Origin of the sequence: Streptomyces pseudovenezuelae (assembly GCF_029892565.1) — a bacterium.
Lineage (GTDB): Bacteria > Actinomycetota > Actinomycetes > Streptomycetales > Streptomycetaceae > Streptomyces > Streptomyces pseudovenezuelae_A.
This window is the reverse complement of the sequence record NZ_JARXVH010000004.1, coordinates 652,610-668,454: the sequence shown is the minus strand read 5'-3', so window position 1 is coordinate 668,454 and position 15,845 is coordinate 652,610. Positions and strand designations below refer to the sequence as shown.

Annotated in this window: 17 protein-coding genes; 7 read left to right on the top strand and 10 right to left on the bottom strand. The window is 70.1% G+C overall.

Going from position 1 to position 15,845, the window contains the following annotated elements; genetic code table 11:
• Nucleotides 1–7 precede the first annotated feature (7 nt).
• Both M2283_RS15780 and M2283_RS15775 read right to left on the bottom strand, forming a co-directional pair.
• Entirely contained in the window at nt 8–1,051 is a 1,044-nt protein-coding gene (locus tag M2283_RS15780) for a sensor histidine kinase (protein WP_280876827.1), read from the bottom strand.
• Nucleotides 1,048–1,719, bottom strand: a complete 672-nt coding sequence (locus tag M2283_RS15775; RefSeq protein ID WP_280876826.1) for a response regulator transcription factor — start codon at nt 1,717–1,719, stop codon at nt 1,048–1,050. Before M2283_RS15775 ends, M2283_RS15780 begins: the two co-directional genes overlap by 4 nt.
• Before the next feature lie 234 nt (nt 1,720–1,953).
• Between M2283_RS15775 and M2283_RS15770 the strand changes: the two genes are divergently transcribed.
• Both M2283_RS15770 and M2283_RS15765 read left to right on the top strand, forming a co-directional pair.
• The gene (locus tag M2283_RS15770) at nt 1,954–3,015 is read left to right on the top strand and encodes an alpha/beta fold hydrolase (protein ID WP_280876825.1); all 1,062 of its coding nucleotides are present in this window, start codon (nt 1,954–1,956) and stop codon (nt 3,013–3,015) included.
• Between the two features lie 44 nt (nt 3,016–3,059).
• Nucleotides 3,060–3,239 (top strand): hypothetical protein, encoded by a 180-nt coding sequence (locus M2283_RS15765; RefSeq protein ID WP_280876824.1) that lies wholly within the window; start codon nt 3,060–3,062, stop codon nt 3,237–3,239.
• An 83-nt stretch (nt 3,240–3,322) separates the two neighbouring features.
• Here the strand turns inward: M2283_RS15765 and M2283_RS15760 are convergent, their stop codons facing one another.
• Nucleotides 3,323–3,577 carry a hypothetical protein gene (locus M2283_RS15760; protein ID WP_280876823.1) on the bottom strand — a complete coding sequence of 85 codons (255 nt, stop codon included), beginning with the start codon at nt 3,575–3,577 and terminating at the stop codon, nt 3,323–3,325.
• Between the two features lie 155 nt (nt 3,578–3,732).
• Nucleotides 3,733–4,779, bottom strand: coding sequence for a LacI family DNA-binding transcriptional regulator (locus tag M2283_RS15755; RefSeq protein ID WP_280876822.1), 1,047 nt, complete (start codon nt 4,777–4,779; stop codon nt 3,733–3,735).
• A 289-nt stretch (nt 4,780–5,068) separates the two neighbouring features.
• Here M2283_RS15755 and M2283_RS15750 point away from each other — a divergent pair, with 289 nt between their 5' ends.
• The 4 genes from M2283_RS15750 (at nt 5,069) to M2283_RS15735 (ending at nt 8,701) form a co-directional block, all read left to right on the top strand.
• Nucleotides 5,069–6,220 carry a Gfo/Idh/MocA family protein gene (locus M2283_RS15750; protein WP_280876821.1) on the top strand — a complete coding sequence of 384 codons (1,152 nt, stop codon included), beginning with the start codon at nt 5,069–5,071 and terminating at the stop codon, nt 6,218–6,220.
• Nucleotides 6,217–7,368, top strand: coding sequence for a dihydrodipicolinate synthase family protein (locus M2283_RS15745; RefSeq protein ID WP_280876820.1), 1,152 nt, complete (start codon nt 6,217–6,219; stop codon nt 7,366–7,368). Before M2283_RS15750 ends, M2283_RS15745 begins: the two co-directional genes overlap by 4 nt.
• On the top strand, nt 7,365–8,201 hold the full coding sequence (locus M2283_RS15740) for a sugar phosphate isomerase/epimerase family protein (protein WP_280876819.1): 837 nt from the start codon (nt 7,365–7,367) through the stop codon (nt 8,199–8,201). The genes M2283_RS15745 and M2283_RS15740 overlap by 4 nt, the downstream gene beginning before the upstream one ends.
• 161 nt (nt 8,202–8,362) lie before the next feature.
• Entirely contained in the window at nt 8,363–8,701 is a 339-nt protein-coding gene (locus M2283_RS15735) for a hypothetical protein (protein ID WP_280876818.1), read from the top strand.
• A 276-nt stretch (nt 8,702–8,977) separates the two neighbouring features.
• Here the strand turns inward: M2283_RS15735 and rbsD are convergent, their stop codons facing one another.
• The 6 genes from rbsD to M2283_RS15705 form a co-directional block, all read right to left on the bottom strand.
• Nucleotides 8,978–9,367, bottom strand: a complete 390-nt coding sequence (rbsD, locus tag M2283_RS15730) for a D-ribose pyranase (RefSeq protein WP_280876817.1) — start codon at nt 9,365–9,367, stop codon at nt 8,978–8,980.
• Nucleotides 9,364–10,266 carry a ribokinase gene (locus tag M2283_RS15725; protein WP_280876816.1) on the bottom strand — a complete coding sequence of 301 codons (903 nt, stop codon included), beginning with the start codon at nt 10,264–10,266 and terminating at the stop codon, nt 9,364–9,366. Before M2283_RS15725 ends, rbsD begins: the two co-directional genes overlap by 4 nt.
• 40 nt (nt 10,267–10,306) lie before the next feature.
• Nucleotides 10,307–12,253, bottom strand: a complete 1,947-nt coding sequence (locus tag M2283_RS15720; RefSeq protein WP_280876815.1) for an ABC transporter permease/substrate-binding protein — start codon at nt 12,251–12,253, stop codon at nt 10,307–10,309.
• On the bottom strand, nt 12,243–13,781 hold the full coding sequence (locus tag M2283_RS15715; protein ID WP_280876814.1) for a sugar ABC transporter ATP-binding protein: 1,539 nt from the start codon (nt 13,779–13,781) through the stop codon (nt 12,243–12,245). Before M2283_RS15715 ends, M2283_RS15720 begins: the two co-directional genes overlap by 11 nt.
• Nucleotides 13,778–14,815 carry a LacI family DNA-binding transcriptional regulator gene (locus M2283_RS15710; protein WP_280876813.1) on the bottom strand — a complete coding sequence of 346 codons (1,038 nt, stop codon included), beginning with the start codon at nt 14,813–14,815 and terminating at the stop codon, nt 13,778–13,780. The genes M2283_RS15715 and M2283_RS15710 overlap by 4 nt, the downstream gene beginning before the upstream one ends.
• A gap of 122 nt (nt 14,816–14,937) precedes the next feature.
• A complete protein-coding gene (locus tag M2283_RS15705) occupies nt 14,938–15,459 on the bottom strand; it encodes a GNAT family N-acetyltransferase (RefSeq protein WP_280876812.1) in 522 nt (173 codons plus the stop codon).
• Between the two features lie 75 nt (nt 15,460–15,534).
• On the opposite strand from M2283_RS15705, the gene M2283_RS15700 reads away from it, so the two are divergent.
• Nucleotides 15,535–15,822, top strand: a complete 288-nt coding sequence (locus M2283_RS15700) for a hypothetical protein (protein ID WP_280876811.1) — start codon at nt 15,535–15,537, stop codon at nt 15,820–15,822.
• The last annotated feature ends 23 nt before the right edge of the window (nt 15,823–15,845 follow it).

Here is a 15,845-nt window from a genome sequence, read left to right as displayed (position 1 = left end):
TCACCTGTCACCTGGAGCGTCGCTTGGTATGGCGCGGTACCCGGAGGGTGACGCAGGTTCCCTCGCCGGGAGTGGAGCTCACACTGAGGTGTCCGTTCAGCAGATGACCGCGCTCGCGCATGGCCGGCAGCCCGGTACCTGTGGAGACCATCATGCGGAGTGCGGTTCGGTCGAACGGGTCGGAAGGCCGCTGGGCCATCCCGCGGCCGTTGTCCCGGACCGTCACGCTGAGCGCGTGGTCGTCGCTGTCGAGTTCTACAAGAAGGTGGCTCGCCTCAGCGTGCTTGACCGCGTTGTTCACCGCTTCCTGCACGATGCGGTAGATGTGAGCCTGGGCCTCCGGCGACAGTTCGTCGCCGGGCCCGCTCCACGCCGCTCCGACGCGCAGTTCCGTGTCCAGCCCGAACGTCTCTTCGGTGAGCCTGAACAGCGTCTCAAGCGCGGCCACCAGTCCGAACTGGTCGAGGGCGAAAGGCCGCATCTCCACGATCAGGTGCCGCAAGGACGTGATCTGGTTCGCGATCAGGCCCCGCGCCTGGTTGATGGCCTTGTTCGTGGCGGCGGACTGGCCGACGCCGACGGCGGTGGACAGAACGATCTGGACGGCGACCAGTTCCTGAAGGGTCTCGTCGTGCAACTCGCGGGCCCAACGCCGACGTTCCCGTTCCTCGCCGTCGCTGCGGGCCTGAGCCAGCTCCCGTGCGAGAGCACGGCGGCGCGACACCGCACTGCGGCCCAGCATGGCGGCACAGCCGATCAGCAGGAGCGGCACGATGTTCAAGCCGTTGAAAAGCGGCTCCTTGGTCATGCGGACCAGTTGCGACACGGCGAGAATGAGTGCGAGCCCGCTCAGCGCCGCCAGCCAGGCCCGCCGGACGGCGTTGCTCAGTGCCGCCGCGGTGATGAGGACGACGGCCGCGCCGAGGGAGAACCTCATCACCCAACGCGGCTGCTGCTGAAGGACCTCGACCGCGAAGGCGACGACGAGCAGTGCGGCGCCCGCGGCCTCCGTGATCGGGCCGGCCTTGGCGCGCGGCCCGCTGTTCGTCACAGCAGCCCGCGCACGCGAGCCGCGGCGATCAGTTCCGCACGTGTCTCGGTCCCGAGCTTGTCCCGAACCCTGGCGCGGTGGGTCTCCACCGTCCGAACGGAAACGTGGAGCCGACCCGCGATCTCCTGGTTGGTGTGGCCCGAGGCGAGCAGCGAGAGAACCTGGAGTTCGCGCGCCGTCAGCGAGACATCCCCGCCGGCGCCGGGCGAGCCGACGTCCGCGACGGCCAGCCGGGCGCCCATGGCCGGCTGGAGGTACGTGGCTCCCTTCGCGACCTGGCGAGCCGCACCGACCAGCTCTTCCGCCGCCGCTTCCTTGAGCAGATATCCGGCCGCCCCGATCCGCAGGGACGCGCGCGCGAACGCGGGATCCTCCTGCATCGTGAGGATCAGAATGCGGGTACCGGGTGACGCCGTGAGCAGGTCGGGGATCGAGGGCAGGCTGGACCGGCCGGCCATGGTGAGGTCCAGGACCAGTACGGACGGCTGGTGTTCCGTCACGGTCCGCACGGTCTCCGGAACCGTCGAACTCTCGGCGACGACCTCGAAGGACGCGTCCTGGGACAACAGCACGCGCATGCCCGCACGGACCACAGGATGATCATCGGCGATCACCACGCTGAGGCGTGACACGGCTTCCACCCCCTGTTCAGCGCGGTCGGCATTCATGGGAGCAAAGGTACTGGGCGGCCCGGGCGGCCCAGTCCAAGGGATCGGCGGAGCGATTGGGCGAGTCCTGACGCGGCCGGCGCCGCGGGTGCGGATACAAGTGCGGGAAACCCGCAGCATGTCTGCGGCCGATCGCCGAGGTTCCGAAGGCGTCGGAGCACCACCATGGCTGATCAGAGCCCTCGGCCGGGCGCGCAGCGCCCGGCCGGCCGACACGGACAGAACGGTTCACAGATGATCGACAGGCGAGCCTTCGGCAAGGTCACCGGCGCGGGCGCGGCGGGAGCGGCCGCGGTGTCACTGGTCGGCCTGAGCCACCCCGCGGCGGCTCTGTCCTCGTCCTCGGGATCCGTCGCCGACAACGCGACAGCGGCGCGGACACCGGGCACGGGCGACGGGTCCTTCCCGGTACTGAAGCAGGTCAGGGCGGGCGAGCTAACCATCGGCTATGCCGAAGCCGGGCCGGCCCGCGGACCGGTCGTCATCCTCCTGCACGGGTGGCCGTACGACATCCACAGCTACGTCGATGTCGCGCCCCTGCTGGCCGCCCGGGGCTACCGGGTCATCGTTCCCTACCTGCGTGGACACGGCACCACGAGCTTTCGCTCACCCCACACCTTCCGCAACGCGCAGCAGGCGGTGATCGCCCTCGACATCATCGCCCTGATGGACGCCCTGCGGATCGAGAAGGCCGTGCTCGGCGGCTTCGACTGGGGATCACGGACCGCCGACATCGTCGCCGCGCTGTGGCCGAAGCGCTGCAAGGCCCTGGTCTCCGTGACCGGTTACCTCATCACCGACCGGGAGAAGAACAAGCTGCCGCTGCCCCCGGCGGCCGAGTTGGCGTGGTGGTACCAGTACTACTTCGCCACGGACAGGGGGGAGTCGGGCCTGAAGGAGTACCGGCACGACTTCACGAAGCTCATCTGGCACAACGTCTCCCCGACGTGGGCCTTCGACGACGCCACCTTCGACCGCACCGCCGCGGCCTTCGAGAACCCGGACTACGTCAGCATCGTGATCCACAACTACCGCTGGCGGCTGGGCCTGGCCGAAGGCGACCCCCGCTACGACGGCATCGAAGCGCGGCTCGCCGCCGGGCCGGACATCGCGGTGCCCACCATCACGCTCGACGGGGAGCGGGACCCCTTCACCCCGGCCGGCGACGGCGCGGCCTACCGGGCCAGGTTCACCGGCCCCTACGACCACCGGACGCTGCGGGGCATCGGCCACAACGTGCCACAGGAAGCACCCGAGGCGTTCGCCCAGGCCGTCCTCGACGTCGACCGATTCTGAACCAAGGGCGGCGGCTCCGCCGCCGCACAGCCGAGGAGGACGAAATGACACCTGAAAAGACCGAACTCTCCAGTGCCGCCGAGACCGGACGGCGCGCCCGGTTCGGCAAGTTGCCGGACCGCATCCGCCAGGAGGACATGGTCGAGGAAAGGCCGGCCACGGCGCCGGATCCCGCGAGGGACACGTACAGCTCCGACGAATGGCTCGCTCGAACCTGTCTGTGAACGGGCACCGGAGGAGGGGCGTCCGACCGACTCCACAGGAACACCGATTCAACAGGAACGCGGTCGGGTGCCGGGACGACCGTTCACTGGCCGTTCCGCTTCTCCAGTTCCTCGACGTAGTTGTAGGCCGCGTTGCTGCCCTGCTTGCCGGGCGAGATCTTCAGGATCGCCCGGTCCTTCGTCGCGTCCCCGGTCAGATACGCCTCGGTCAGGACGTACGGAAGACCGTCCACCCGGAACCGGATGCTTCCGTCCGGGTAGGCCATGACACGGACGTTGCGTCCGTCCGGCAGCGTGACGGTCTCGGCGAAGTGCGCCTTCAGAGGCTGATCGGCCATACAGTCCTCCACGGTCGTGCAGGGGCCCAAAGGGGCGTGCGAGGACGGTCACGATAGCGCGAACTGTCCGGAATGGAACGGCAGTTCACTCGCAACGCAGCCCTACAGCCGAACCCGACCTCCCGCCCCCACCGAGCCCCGACCTCACCCCCGCCTCAAGCCCGCGGCACCCCTGAAGACCCCCGAACCATCAACTCCCCCCCAACCGTCGCGATCCCCCCGGGCGGCGGCTCCTCCCGCCCCATCGCGATCCGTCCCGCCCGGCTCCCCGCCTCGCCCAACGGCAACCGCACAGTCGTCAACGCAGGCACCGCGTCCACACTGAACGGCAGATCGTCGAACCCGGCGACGGACACGTCCTCCGGAATCCGCAACCCCGACTCCCGCAGCGCGGCGGCGGCCCCCAGCGCGACGGAGTCGTTCGCGGCGACCACGGCCGTCAACGACGGGTCCCGCCGCAGCAGTTCCAGCGTCGCCTCGTACCCCGCCTGCCGGTCGTAGCGGCCGTGCACGGTCCAGCGAGGGTCCTCCTCGATCCCCGCCGTGGCCAGCGCGGCCCGGTGTCCCTCCAACCGGTGCCGCGTCGTCGTCCGTTCCTCCGGCCCCGCGATGTAGCCGAGCCGCCGATGCCCGAGCCCGATCAGGTGCTCGGTCAGCCGCTGCCCGCCCCCGCGGTTGTCGAAGGTGAGCGCCACCGCCCCGGTGTCCGGCGCCGGCGGCCGTCCGCACAGCACCACCCGCGTGCCAGCCTCCGTCAGCCGCCGCAGCTTCGCCGCCACGGCCGCCGCGTGCGGCTGGTTCTCGATGGCGCCGCCGGTCAGGACCACGGCTGCCGCCCGCTGCCGCTGCAGCAAAGTCAGATAAGTCAGCTCGCGCTCCGGCGAACCGCCCGTGTTGCACACCACCGCGAGCCGTTCGCCGCCCGCACGCCCCCCGGGCCCCCCGATCTCCGCCTGGATCGCGCTCGCCATGATCCCGAAGAACGGGTCGGCGATGTCGTTCACCAGGATCCCGACCAGGTCGGACGTGGCCGCGGCCAGCGCGCTCGCCGGTCCGTTCAGTACGTAGTCCAGCTCGTCGACCGCCTTCAACACCCGCTCCCGGGTGGAGGCCGCCACGGGATAGTTCCCGTTCAGTACGCGCGACACCGTCGCGGGGGAGACCTGTGCGCGGGCCGCCACGTCCGCCAGGGTCACCGTCATCTCGTCGTCCTCCGGTCGCGCATCTCTTCGCGGTACCCGCTCGTCGACAAACCGCGAGCCGCCACCGTCCCCGAATGTTTCGAGCTGACCTTACGGGTGAAGGTCCCCGTCGTTCGCCCCCTCGAACAACTCGACTCAGTCACGGTCTTGTCCAGACCTCTCCTCAGAGGCTAGCTTCTCCTCTAGTAGAAAGCGCTTGCTGCGACGCTCGCCAGATCAAAGAAGACGGGGGCGTACGCGGCGCACACAACCGCGTACGACACATGTACGACGCTGTGAAGGGAATGACGTGACACGCAAGACGGTGCGTATCGCCATGAACGGCGTGACCGGGCGCATGGGCTACCGCCAGCACCTGGTCCGCTCCATCCTGGCCATCCGCGAAGCCGGCGGCCTCGACCTCGGCGACGGCACCGTGCTGTGGCCCGAGCCCATCCTGCTCGGCCGTCGCGAGCACGCGCTGCGCGCGCTCGCGGACCAGCACGGCCTGGAACACATCTCGACCGACGTGGACGCCGTCCTCGCCGACCCGACCGTGGACATCTACTTCGACTCCCAGGTGACCTCGGCCCGCGAGGAGGCGCTCAAGAAGGCGATCGCGGCCGGGAAGCACATCTACACCGAGAAGCCGACGGCCACCGACTTCGAGGGCGCGCTGGAGCTCGCCCGGCTGGCCAAGGACGCGGGCATCAAGCACGGCGTCGTCCAGGACAAGCTCTTTCTGCCGGGCCTGCTCAAGCTCAAGCGCCTCATCGACGGCGGCTTCTTCGGCCGGATCCTGTCCATCCGGGGCGAGTTCGGCTACTGGGTCTTCGAGGGCGACTGGCAGGCCGCCCAGCGCCCGTCGTGGAACTACCGCTCGGAGGACGGCGGCGGCATCGTCGTCGACATGTTCCCGCACTGGGAGTACGTCCTGCACGAGCTGTTCGGCCGCGTGAAGTCCGTCCAGGCCATCGCCACCACCCACATCCCGCAGCGCTGGGACGAGAACGGCAAGCCCTACGACGCCACCGCCGACGACGCCGCCTACGGCATCTTCGAACTCGACAGCGGCGCCATCGCCCAGATCAACTCCTCCTGGGCCGTCCGCGTCAACCGCGACGAACTCGTCGAGTTCCAGGTGGACGGGACGGAAGGATCCGCAGTCGCCGGGTTGCGCAACTGCCGTGCCCAGCACCGCAGTTCCACCCCCAAGCCGGTCTGGAACCCGGACCTCCCGGCCACCGAGGTCTTCCGCGACCAGTGGCAGGAAGTGCCCGACAACACCGACTTCGACAACGGCTTCAAGGCCCAGTGGGAGCTGTTCCTGCGCCACGTCTACGCCGACGCCCCCTACCACTGGGACCTCCTCGCCGGCGCCCGCGGCGTCCAACTCGCCGAGCTGGGGCTGAAGTCGTCGGCGGAGGGCCGCCGTTTCGACGTACCGGAGATCACGCTGTGACCATCCAACTCCCGGACTTCAAGGGCGGGTTGAGGGCATACGACCCCCGCCCCGAACCCCTCGCCGTCCACCCCGGTGCCCCCTTCACCTCTCGTACGGTCTTCTCGGCTGCGCATGTCGTCGCCGACCCGTACGCGGACGTGTCGCCCGACTCGGCCGCCGCCGTCGACTGGGACGCCACCCTCGCCTTCCGCCGCCACCTGTGGTCGCACGGGCTCGGCGTCGCCGAGGCGATGGACACCGCCCAGCGCGGGATGGGGCTCGACTGGGCGGGCGCGGCCGAGTTGATCCGTCGATCCGCCGCCGAGGCCGAGGCGGTCGGCGGCCGGATCGCCTGCGGGGTCGGCACCGACCAGATCACCGGTGGCACCCTGGCGGACGTACAGGCCGCGTACGAGGAGCAGTTGGCCCTCGTCGAGGAGTCGGGCGCGCAGGCCATCCTGATGGCGTCCCGCGCGCTCGCGGCCGTCGCGAAGGGGCCCGAGGACTACCTGGAGGTGTACGGCCATCTCCTGCGTCAGGCGTCCGAGCGGGTCGTCCTGCACTGGCTGGGCCCGATGTTCGACCCGGCGCTCGCGGGCTACTGGGGGTCGGCCGACCTCGACGCGGCCACCGACACGTTTCTCGAAGTCATCGCCGCGCACCCCGACAAGGTGGACGGGATCAAGGTGTCGCTCCTGGAGGCTCAGCGGGAGATCGACATCCGCCGCCGGCTGCCGCAGGGCGTGCGCTGCTACACCGGCGACGACTTCAACTACCCCGAGCTGATCGCGGGCGACGAGCAGGGCTTCAGCCACGCGCTGCTCGGCATCTTCGACCCGCTCGGACCATTGGCGGCGGAGGCGGTCCGCGTCCTCGACACGGGGAACCTCACCGGATTCCGTGAACTCCTCGACCCGACCGTCGAGTTGTCCCGCCACCTCTTCCAGACCCCGACCCGCTTCTACAAGACGGGCGTGGTCTTCCTCGCCTGGCTGGCCGGCCACCAGTCCCACTTCACGATGGTCGGCGGCCTCCAGGCGGCGCGCTCCCTCCCGCACTTCGCCCGCGCCTACGAACTCGCCGACGGCCTGGGCCTGTTCCCGGACCCGAAGCTGGCGGAGGAGCGGATGAAGAACCTGTTGTCCCTGTACGGGGTGAACCAATGAGTGCCGCGGATCTGTCCCGCTTCTCCATCAACCAGATGACGGTCAAGCAGCTGTCGCTGCCGGAACTGGCCGACGCCTGCGCGGAGTTGGGCGTCACCAACGTCGGCCTGTGGCGCGAGCCCGTCCAGGCGTACGGCCTCGACGCCACGGCCAAGCTGGTGCGCGACGCGGGGCTGACCGTCACCACCCTGTGCCGGGGCGGGTTCCTCACGGCGATCGAGCCGGCGGAGCGCGCGACGGCCCTGGAGGACAACCGGCGCGCGGTCGACGAGGCCGCCACGCTCGGCACGGACACGCTGGTCCTGGTCTCCGGCGGACTGCCCGCCGGCTCCAAGGACCTGCACGGCGCCCGGGAGCGGATCGCCTACGCGCTGGGGGAGCTCGGCCCGTACGCCGAGTCCCGTGGCGTGAAGCTGGCCATCGAGCCGCTGCACCCGATGTACGCGTCCGACCGCTGCGTGGTCTCGACGCTCACCCAGGCGCTCGACCTCGCGGAACGCTTCCCGGCCCACCAGGTCGGCGTCACGGTCGACACGTACCACATCTGGTGGGACGACCGGGCGCCCGAGCAGATCGCCCGGGCCGGTGCCGGCGGACGGATCCACACCTTCCAGCTCGCCGACTGGACCACCCCGCTGCCCGAGGGCGTACTCAACGGGCGCGGGCAGATCGGGGACGGCGCGATCGACATGCGGGAGTGGAAGGGGTACGTCGAGGCGGCCGGGTACGCCGGTGCCATCGAGGTCGAGCTGTTCAACGACGGCCTGTGGGCGCGGGACGGCCGGGAGGTGTTGACGGAGACGGCTCGGCGCTTTGTGGAGAACGTGATGTGAGGAATTCTTCACACAGCTTCTCCTTAGAAATGCAGATCAGGGTGCATGCATTGCGCATGCACCCTGTGCTTCTGCTGTAAATTCGCATTTCCGTAAGCCACCGGAACCGCATCATGCCTGGTCGTGTTTATGTGAACATGCGAATCGCCACCGTTTCCGTGATGTCCGCCGCGCTCGTCGCGACCGGCGCGACCGCCGCCGTGGCCGCGCCCGCCAAGGCGCCGGCGCCGAAGGCGACGATCACCCTCAAGGTGAGCGCGACCAAGGTCGAGCTCGGCGACGTCGTCACCTTCACCGGCAAGGCCGCCCGCCTGAAGGAGGGCAGCAAGGTGACGCTCCAGATCAAGGACGGCGCCAAGTGGGTCTCCCTGCCCGCCGCCGCCAAGGTCAAGAAGAGCGCGTACAAGCTGACCGACAAGTTCGAGAAGAAGGGCGTCGACGTCCTGCGCGTCAAGGACGGCAGCACCGTCTCCAAGCCGGTCTCGGTGACCGTCCGCTAGTAGCCCGAGCAGTGACGCGAGAGCTGCCCCACCCCGTCCGATCCGGGGTGGGGCAGCTCTCTGTGATTCTCCTACGAGCCCATGAAAAAAATCTGAGGACGCCGTGCAACCCTCCCGCCACCTCGCGGGTCGTACTTGGCATCAGGACCTTTGGAGGGGGATCTGGGGGGATCGCGGGGGTTCTGATGTGTGGAGGGGAAAGCCGAGGGGCCCGGTCGACGGACGGGGCCCCTCGAAGCTTTCCGGGCTCGGAAGGACGGCCCGGGAGGGGACGGCCTAGAAAAACACCCCGCACCTCAACAGCACGTTCGCGTACGGCCGTGCCTCGCCCGTCCGCACCACCAGCCGTGCCCCCGCCGACAGCTCCTTCAGCCGCTCGTGCGGGACCAGTTCCAGCTCGGGGAACTCGCCCGCCAGGAGCGAGGCCGTCGCCGGATTGGCCTTGCGGATCTCCGTCGCCGCCGTCGCGCCCTCGACGACCAGCTCGACGAGCAGGCCGTCCAGGACCTCCGCGAAGGTGGGAGTGCCGGCCCGGAAGGCGAGGTCGACGACGCGTGGGCCGTCGGGTATCGGCATGCCGGCGTCGCACACCAGCACCTGGTCGCCGTGGCCCAGTTCGGCCAGGGCGCCGGAGAGATGACGGTTGAGGATGCCCGCCTTCTTCACAGCGCCTCGACCTCCTCCGCGGTCGGGAAGGACACCTGGGCGCCCTCCTTGGTGACGGCGGCCGCCCCGACCCGGGCCGCGTAGGCCGCCGCCTCGGCGAGATCGGCGCCCGCGGCGAGCCGGAACGCCAGCGCGCCCGTGAACGCGTCACCGGCGCCCGTGGTGTCCACGGCGTCCACCTTCACGGACGGGATCCGCTCGACGCCCGCCGAGGACGCCACGAGCGCGCCCTCCGCACCCAGCGTCACGACCACCGAGCGCGGGCCCTTGGCGAGCAGCAACCGGGCCCAGTCCTCCGGCCGGTCGCTCACGTACGCCTCGCCCAGGACCACCCTCGCCTCGTGCTCGTTGACGATCAGCGGGTCGCAGGCGGCCAGCACCTCGGGCGGCAACGGCCGCGGCGGGGAGGGGTTGAGGACGAAGCGGCTGTCCGGCGCCAGGTTCTTCACCACCTCCGCGACCGTCTCCAGCGGGATCTCCAGCTGGACCGAGACCACCCGGGAGGCCTGGAAGAGGCACTCGGCGGCCCGGACGTCCCCCGGCTTCAGCCGGCCGTTCGCGCCCGGCGACACCACGATGCTGTTGTCGCCGGAGGGGTCCACGGTGATCAGCGCGACCCCCGTCGGCGCCTCGCCGACCAGCACGCCCACCGTGTCGACCCCGGCCGCCCGCTGCGAGTCGAGCAGCAGTCTGCCGTACGCGTCGTCGCCGACCCGGGCCAGCAGCGCGGTACGGGCCCCGAGCCGGGCGGCCGCGACCGCCTGGTTGGCGCCCTTGCCGCCCGGGTGCACGGCGAGGTCTCCGCCGAGCACCGTCTCGCCCGCGTCCGGCCGCCGTTCGACACCGATCACCAGGTCGGCGTTGGCCGAGCCCACGACCAGAAGGTCGTAGTCGTACATGAATGGACTCCCCTGAGAGATGACGAGAGTTGAGCCGCTGTCAGCCGGTGAAGCCGGCCACGTTCTCCTTCGTGACCACCTTCACCGGGACCTTGATCGTCTGCTGGACCTTCTTGCCCTGGATCGCCTTGAGGGCGTTCTCCACGGCGATCTTGCCGAGCTGGGTGGGCTGCTGGGCCACGGACGCGTACAGCGAGCCGCCCTTGACCGCGGTCAGGCCGTCCGGGGTGCCGTCGAAGCCGACCACCGAGACCGACTTGCCGGCCTTGGAACCCAGCGCCTTGATCGCGCCGAGCGCCATCTCGTCGTTGGCTGCGATGACACCTTGGACGTCGGGGTGGGCCTGGAGCAGGTTCGACATCACGTCGAGGCCCTTGGTGCGGTCGAAGTCGGCGGGCTGCTGTGCCACGACCTGGATGCCAGGGTAGGCCTTGAGGCCGTCGGAGAAGCCCTGTGCGCGTTCTCGGGCGGCCGAAGTGCCCGCTTGTCCCTGCAAGATGACGATCTTGCCCGAGCCGCCCAGCTTGTCGGCGATCGTCTTGGCGGCCAGCTTGCCGCCGGCGATGTTGTCGGAGGCCACCAGGGCGTCCACCGTGGCCTTGTTGACGCCCCGGTCGACGGCGATGACCGGGATCTTCGCCTTGTCGGCGGCCTTCACCGAGTTGCTCGCCGCGTCCGAGTCCACCGGGTTGACGATGATCGCGCCGAGGCTCGAACTGGTGAAGTTCTGCAGCTGGTTGGCCTGCTGGGAGGCGTCGTTCTGCGCGTCCGTGACGGTCAGGTCCACGCCCAGCCTCTTCGCCTCGGCCTGGGCGCCGGCCCGGATCTGCACGAAGAAGGGGTTGTTGAGGGTGGACAGCGACAGGCCCATCTTCGGGTTCGACGAGGAGGAGTCGTTGTGCAGGAAGGAGGTGGCGCCCACGATCGCCACGGTGACGACCGCCGCGAGCGCGTACGTCCCCGCCTGCTTGCCCCTGTTGCCTCCGGTGCCGGCGGCCACCGGGGTCGCCCCGGCCTTGCGGCGCAGCGTGTCCAGGAGCACCGCGAGCGCGATGACGACGCCGATGACGACCTGCTGCCAGAAGGCGGACACGTTCAGGAGGTTGAGGCCGTTGCGCAGCACCGCCAGGATCAGCGCGCCGATCAGCGTGCCGGACGCCTTGCCGGTGCCGCCCGCGAGGGAGGCGCCGCCGATGACGACCGCGGCGATCGCGTCCAGCTCGTAGCCGTCGGCGGCCTGCGGCTGCGCCGAGGACAGCCGGGACGCGAGCACGATGCCCGCGACGGCGGCGAAGACACCGGACAGCGCGTAGATGGCGAGCTTCTGCTTCTTCACCCGCAGGCCCGACAGACGCGCGGCCTCCTCGTTGCCGCCGATCGCGTACATGGAGCGGCCGATGTAGGTGCGGCCCAGCACGAACGCGGCGATCAGGCCCATCACGACCATGACCAGCACGGGCACCGGCAGCCAGCCGCCGAGCGTGTCGCCGAGGTGGGAGACCGAGTCCGGGAAGGGGATCGGCGAGCCGTCGGAGACGACCAGCGCCAGACCGCGCGCCACCGACAGCATGGCGAGCGTCGCGATGAACGGCGGCAGCTTCCCGTACGCGATCAGGAAGCCGTTGACCAGGCCCGCCGCGATGCCGGTCGCGACGGCCAGGACCACCGCTATGACGACCGGTACGCCGTGCTGCGTGGCGCTCCAGGCGAGCACGGTGGCGGAGAGGGCGGCGACCGAGCCGACCGAGAGGTCGATGCCGGCCGAGACGATGACGAAGGTGACGCCGAAGGCGAGGACGGCGGTCACGGCCGCCTGGACGCCTACGTTGAGGAGGTTGTCGGTGGTCAGGAAGTCCCCGGACAGCGCCGACAGGGCGATGACGAGGACGATCAGCGCGGTGAGCGCGCCGTTGTCGAGCAGGAGGCGGCGCAGCCCGCTCGTGGCGCCACCGGCGCCTGTGGTGCTCTTGAGCGTGTCAGTGGCCACGGTCGGCCTCCGCTTCGGTAGTGACGTCGGTGGTGTTGCTGGTATTGCTCACGGCGAGGGACATCACCGCGTCCTGCGTGGCCTGGTCGGCGGAGAGTTCGCCCGCGATCCGGCCCTGGGCCATCACCAGCACCCGGTCGCTCATGCCGAGCACCTCGGGCAGATCGCTGGAGATCATCAGGACGGCGGCGCCCGCGGCCGTCAGTTCGTTGATCAGCTGGTAGATCTCGACCTTGGCGCCCACGTCGATGCCGCGCGTCGGTTCGTCGAGGATCAGCACCTTGGTGTCGGCGAGCAGCCACTTGCCGATGACGACCTTCTGCTGGTTGCCGCCGGACAGGGTGCGCACCTGCTGGCCCAACCCGGCCATGCGCACGCCCAGTTGCTCGGCGATCCGCGCGGCGGCCGTACGCTGGCCCTTGAGGTCGACGAGCCCCGCGTGCGTGGCGGCCCGCATGGTGACCAGGCCGAGGTTCTCCTCGACGGTCTGGTCCAGGACAAGACCCTGCCCCTTGCGGTCCTCGGGGACGAGCCCGATGCCCGCGGTCATCGCCGCGTTGACGTCGTGCCGGGGTACCGAGGAGCCGGAGACCTTCACGGCCCCCTTGTCGTAGGGATCCGCGCCGAACACGGTCCGCACCACCTCGGTACGCCCCGCGCCGACCAGCCCGGCGATCCCGACGACCTCGCCGGCCCGCACCTCGAAGCTGATGTCCTGGAAGACACCGCCCCGGGTCAGCCCCTCGACGGTGAGCAACGCGACGCCCGCGTCGGGCCGTTCGCGCGGATACTGCTGCTCGATGGAACGGCCCACCATGAGGCGTACGAGTTCGTCCTGGGCCGTGGTCGCGGGCACCTGGCCGACGGACCTGCCGTCGCGGATGACCGTGACCCGGTCGCCCAATGCGGCGATCTCCTCCAGGTGGTGGGTGATGAAGACGATCCCCACGCCGTCCTCGCGCAGCGAGCGCACGATGGCGAAGAGCTTCTCCACCTCCTCGGAGGTGAGCACCGCGGTCGGCTCGTCCATGATCAGCACGCGCGCGTCAAGACTGAGCGCCTTGGCGATCTCGACCATCTGGAGGCGGGCGATGCCGAGTTCACGCACACGCGCGCGTGGCGACACGTTGACGCCGACGCGCTCCAGCAGCACCTCGGCGTCGGCCTCCATCTTCTTGCGGTCGATCATCCCGAGGCGGCGCGGCTGCCGGCCCAGGAAGATGTTCTCGGCGACCGTCAGATCGGGGACGAGGTTGAACTCCTGGTAGATGGTGGCGATGCCCAGCCGCTCGGCGTCCTGCGCCCCGCGGATGTGCACCTCCTCGCCGTCCACCAGGACCCGGCCCTCGTCGGGGTGGTAGGCGCCCGACAGCATCTTGATCAGCGTGCTCTTGCCGGCACCGTTCTCGCCGAGCAGCACGTGCACCTCGCCCCGGCGCAGGTCGAAGTCGACGCCGTCGAGCGCCACCACGCCGGGGAAGGTCTTCCGTATGCCCTCGATGCGCAGCAACTCGTCCTGGTTGCTCACGACTGGCTCCTGTTCCTTACGGGGGCCGGCTCCGGTGAAGCCGGTGGCTCGCCGCACGAGCGGCGTACGACGAGACGGGCGGGGAGGGTGACGGACCGCGGGGTCCGTCCCTCGATGGAGTCGACCAGCGCGCGCACGGCGGCCCGCCCCAACTCGCCCGTGGGCTGGGCGATCGCGGTGATCGGCGGATCGGTGTGCACGAACCAGCGGATGTCGTCGAACGCGGCCAGCGCGAGGTCGTCCGGCACGCGCAGCCCACGCGCGCGTACGGCGTCCAGCGCGCCGAGCGCCATCAGGTTGTCGGCCGCGAACACGACCTCGGGCGGCTCGGGCAGGTCGAGGAACCCCTCGGTGACCCGCCGCCCGCTCTCGGCCTGGAAGTCGCCCTGGCCTATGTAGGCGTCCGGCAGCGGAATCCCGTACTCGCCGAGCGCCTCCCGGAAGGCCTCGACGCGCTCGCTGCCGGTGGTGGTGGCCGCAGGCCCCGCGATGATCGCGAGCCGCCGGTGCCCCAGCCCGTGCAGATGCGCGACGAGATCCCGTACGGCCGCGCGCCCGTCCGCCCTGACGACGGGCACCTCGACCCCCGGGATCCACCGGTCGACGAACACCATCGGCGTCCCCGCCCGCGCGGCGTCCACGATCAGCGGCGAACCGCCGTCGGTGGGGGAGACGAGCAGACCGTCGATACGGCGGTCCAGCAGCGTCCGTACGTGGTGGTCCTGCAGTTCGGGCCGCTCGTCGGCGTTCCCGATGATCACGCTGTACCCGAGCGCCCGGGCCTCCTCCTCGACGGAGCGGGCCAGTTCGGTGAAGTACGGGTTCATCACGTCGCTGATGACCAGGCCGAGGGTGTGGGTCTGGTCGGTGCGCAGGGAACGGGCGACGGCGTTCGGGCGGTAGCCCAGCGCCTCGACGGCGGCCAGTACACGCGTGCGTGCGTCGGCGCTGACCGACGGATGGTCGTTCAGGACCCGCGACACCGTGGCGACGGACACTCCCGCCTCGGCGGCGACGTCCTTGATGCTCGCCATCGCCGTTCCACCTCCTCGTGGAATCGATTACATCGACGTGCACCAAGGATTGGAATCGATTACACGGCGGTTAACAAGACCCTGAGACCGGATCGTGATGTTCCGGGCGGAGGCGGAGATCCTCAGTCGGCCGGACCGGCCGCCTCGGCGCGCTCCAGCGGGCGCCGGTACCGCACGCCGGGCTTCCCGGCCACGACCTGGTCTCCCACCAGCGTGAACCCGTTCCGTTCGAGGACCGTCCTGGAGCCCGTGTTCCCGACCGCGGTGCTTGCGATCAGCTCGGTGAGCCCGTACGTCCCGGCGGCCAGCCGGCACACCTGCGCCACCGCCTCGGTCGCGACCCCCCGGCCCGCCGAGCGCTCCCCGATCCGGTAGCCGAGATCGGCGCTGCCCTTCTCGACGTCCACGAGATTGACGCGGCCGATCAGCTCGCCCCGCTCGTCGACCACCACATGGAAGTGGCAGACCCCGGCGTCCTGTTCGGCGAGCCGCTCGTCGAGGACGGCGGCGAACTCCAGGAAGAACGCGTCGCCACGATCCGAGATGTACCGCGCGAAGTAGGCGCGGTTGGCGCGCTCGAAGGCGAGCAGCGCGGGGGCGTGATCGGCTCGCAGGCGCTCCAGTCGTACCTCGTCCGTGAACATGAACGAGAGCCTAGGGACGCGTCTTTGGTGGCGCATCCCGATTGTCGGCGGCGACTCGGGTGAGATCATCCGTCCATGAGCGGCGACCTGGAAGTGAGTGCACTGGCGATCAACGTCACGATTCCGGAGGCGCTCCGCTGGACGGACACGCGACGTGGTGAGGCGTTCAAGCTGACCACGCTCAACGTCCGGCTTCTTCCCGACGGGGGCCTCGCCGTGAAGGCCTACGGTCGACCGGTCGGTGGTGGTCGGGGCGGATATGTCTCGTTCTCTGTCCCCGACTCACCCGAACTGGCGGCTCTGGTCGCCGACGCCGCCAGTCGTGCCGGGGAGTTGTGGGCCGCCCATCGCGGTCTGGGCTGAGCCCCGCCCGCTGTCACACCCGC